The sequence below is a fragment of the Actinomadura sp. NPDC048032 genome (assembly GCF_040653175.1).
GTDB classification, from domain to species: Bacteria; Actinomycetota; Actinomycetes; order Streptosporangiales; family Streptosporangiaceae; genus Spirillospora; species Spirillospora verrucosospora.
In genome coordinates this window covers 1-3,113 of sequence record NZ_JBEZJP010000643.1, presented here as the reverse complement: position 1 = coordinate 3,113, position 3,113 = coordinate 1, and the positions used below count along the sequence as shown (strand labels likewise).

The 3,113-nt window shown below is 76.8% G+C and carries 4 protein-coding genes; all 4 read left to right on the top strand.

Translation table 11 applies throughout. The annotated features are described in order from the left end of the window. Positions 1 to 364: hypothetical protein (locus AB0C69_RS40505; protein WP_360361810.1), on the top strand; the 364-nt coding region annotated here is incomplete at its 5' end. A gap of 56 nt (positions 365 to 420) precedes the next feature. Further along, on the top strand, positions 421 to 1,002 hold the full coding sequence (locus tag AB0C69_RS40500) for a DUF5998 family protein (RefSeq protein WP_185026304.1): 582 nt from the start codon (positions 421 to 423) through the stop codon (positions 1,000 to 1,002). Next, positions 999 to 2,171, top strand: coding sequence for a nucleotide pyrophosphatase/phosphodiesterase family protein (locus AB0C69_RS40495; RefSeq protein WP_360361807.1), 1,173 nt, complete (start codon positions 999 to 1,001; stop codon positions 2,169 to 2,171). The genes AB0C69_RS40500 and AB0C69_RS40495 overlap by 4 nt, the downstream gene beginning before the upstream one ends. Positions 2,172 to 2,242: 71 nt before the next feature. After that, the gene (locus AB0C69_RS40490) at positions 2,243 to 3,070 is read left to right on the top strand and encodes a sulfurtransferase (RefSeq protein ID WP_360361804.1); all 828 of its coding nucleotides are present in this window, start codon (positions 2,243 to 2,245) and stop codon (positions 3,068 to 3,070) included. Positions 3,071 to 3,113: the final 43 nt, after the last annotated feature.

Genomic DNA, 3,113 nt, shown 5'->3' with positions numbered 1-3,113 from the left:
GCGCCGTCAGCCCGGGGGCGGGGGAGGGCTGGGCTCCGGCGTCGGCGGGACGGGATCGGGCGCGGGGCCGGGCGGGAGCGGCTCGGGCCCCGGCGGGGGCGGGGACGGCTCCGGCGGCGGGCCGGGCGGCACCGGCTCCGGCGAGGGACCGGGCGGGATCGGTCCGGGCGGCCGCGGCGCGGGGCCCGGGGCGGGGCCGGGCGGCGGCTCGGGGGGCACGGGGGGCTGCGGGGGAGGTGCCGGGTCCGGCGTGGGCGGCGGCACCGGCGGCGGGGTCGGCAGTGGATGCTCGTCCATGCCCACCCTGTACCCCGCACGCGGACGTTACCCGCACAAGGGCGTTACCCCGCACACGGACATATGACCGCGTGCCGCGGCGCTCATGTGCGCGTCCGGCCCCGGACAGGGCAGGATGGGGCCATGAGGGAAACCCGAGCGACCGTCAGTGGTCTGCGCACGGCGATCGAGCGCAGCGGTTACTACCCGGCCCTGGTCGCGGACGCGGTCGAGTCGGCCGTCGGGGACGAGCGCGTCACCGCCTACGTCGTCCACCACGAGGCGACCTTCGACCCCGCGATGGAGGTCCGGCGGCACGTGACCGTGCTCGTGCTGTCGGCGAGCCGGCTGCTGGTGTGCCACACCGACGAGCACCCGCCCGGCGAGGGCATGACGCGGCCGCACGCGTCCACCACCACCGAGGCCGTCAAGCTGGAGCGCGTCCAGTCGGTCGCGGTGACGCGGGTCGTCCCCGACCCGGCGTCCTACGTGCCCGGGGTGCCGCCCACGGAGGTCGTGCTGACCATCGGCTGGGGCGCCATCGCCCACATCGACCTCGAACCCGCGACGTGCGGCGACGAGAACTGCGAGGCCGACCACGGCTACACCGGCAGCGTGACGGCCGACGACCTGTCGCTGCGGGTCAGCGAGGCCGCGGACGGCGCGGACGCCGTGAGCCAGGTGCTGGCCTTCGCCGAGGAACTGTCCGCCGTGACCGCGCGGTGAGCGCGGCCGCCGCCGAGCGGCGCGGCGGGTCCGGCCGGGAGGAGGGGCCGGCCCTCTCCGAACCGCCCGTCCCGCGCTACGGCGAGGCCGCGCTGTCCGACCTGCCGTCCTCCGCGCTGGCAGCGCTGGGCGTCCCGGACGCGCCGAACGTCCTGGGCCTGCCCGGCGTTCCGCGCGTCTGCGTGCTGCTGGTCGACGGCCTCGGCTGGGAGCAGCTGCGGGCCCATCCCCGTGAGGCGCCGTTCCTGAACGCGATGGACGGCGGCCCGATCACGGCCGGGTTCCCGGCGACGACCGTCAGCAGCCTCGGCTCGCTGGCCACCGGCGCCCCGCCCGGCGAGCACGGCCTGCTCGGCGTGCAGATCGCGATCCCCGGCACGGGGCGGCTGCTGAACTGCCTGCGCTGGAACGACGAGACCGTCGACCCGGAGACGTTCCAGCCGGTCCCGACCGCCTATGGGCGGGCGGCCGCGCACGGCGTCGAGGTCGCCTACGTGGCGGAGCCCCTCTACCGGGGGTCCAGCCTCAGCCGCGCCACCACGCGCGGCGCCGACTACATCGCGGGCCGCGGCCCCTACCAGCTCGCCGACCGCGCCGGGCAGGCCCTGCGCCGCGGCGACCGGGCCTACGTCACCGTGTACTACGCCGAGCTCGACGCGACCGGCCACCGGTTCGGGGTCGGCTCCGCCGACTGGCGGCACATGCTCCGGTACGTCGACGGCCTCGCGCAGCGCCTCGCGGAGGGCCTGCCGCCGGGCTCGTCGCTGCACGTGACCGCCGACCACGGCATGGTCGACCCGGACGAGCGGATCGACGTCGACGCCGTCCCCGGACTGGCGGCGGGCGTCGCCCTGCTCGGCGGGGATGCCCGCGCCCGCTACGTCTACAGCGAGCCGGGCGCCCACGCGGACGTGCTCGCCGCCTGGACGGAGACGCTGGGCGGCAGGGCGTGGGTCGTGAGCCGCGAGCACGCCGTCGAGAACGGCTGGTTCGGCGCGATCGGCCCGGGGATGCTGGAGCGGATCGGCGACGTGGTCGCCGTCCCGCGCACCGGCCTCGCGATCGTGGCGTCCGAAAGGGAGCCGTGGCTGGAGCAGATGGTCGGCATGCACGGCTCCCTCGTCCCGGCCGAGCAACTGGTGCCGCTGCTCACCGCGTCCCGGCCCTGAGATCCCGCGGAGTTGAGATGAACCCGGATTCGCCCCTCCCTAATCGGGGCAACGGCGGCCAAACTGGCGATGTGCACCCTCTCATCGAAGTGCCCGCGCTGGACCGGCTGCTCCGACGGCAGGCGAACGTGGTCCTGCTGGACGTCCGATGGCATCTGGCGGGGCCGCCGGGGATCGAGTCCTACCGCAGGGGGCACCTGCCCGGCGCCGTGTTCGTCGACCTCGACCGCGACGTGGCCGGGCCGCCCGGTCCCGGCGGCCGCCACCCCCTGCCGGACCCCGCCGCCTTCGAGGCGGCGGTGCGCCGCGCCGGGGTCTCGGCCGACAGCCTGGTCGTGGTCTACGACGACGCCGACTCCACGGCCGCCGCCCGGCTGTGGTGGTCGCTGCGCTACTTCGGCCACGAACGGGTCCGCGTCCTGGACGGCGGCTACCGCGCCTGGACCGAGGCCGGCCGCCCGGTGAGCACGGAGGAGCCCGAGGCCAAGCCGGGCGACTTCGTCGCCCACCCCGGCGGCCTGCCCGTCCTGGACGCCGAGGGCGCCGCGGAACTGGCCCGCGCGGGCGTGCTCCTGGACGCCCGCGCCGCCGAGCGCTACCGCGGCGAGCAGGAGCCGGTCGACCCCGTGGCGGGGCACATCCCGGGCGCCCGGAACGCTCCCACCTCAGGAAACGTCGGCGTCGACGGCCGGTTCCTGCCGCCCGGGCTGCTGCGCGAGCGGTTCGCGCAGCTCGGCGCCACCGACGCCCTCGACGTCGGCGCCTACTGCGGCTCGGGCGTCACCGCCGCCCACGAGATCCTCGCCCTCCACCTCGCCGGCATCCCGGCCGCCCTCTACGTCGGGTCGTGGTCGAACTGGGTGGCCGACCCCGGCAACCCGATCGCCGTCGGCGACTGACCCTCCGCCGGGGTCAGCCCGCTCCCATGGCGAGGAAACCGGT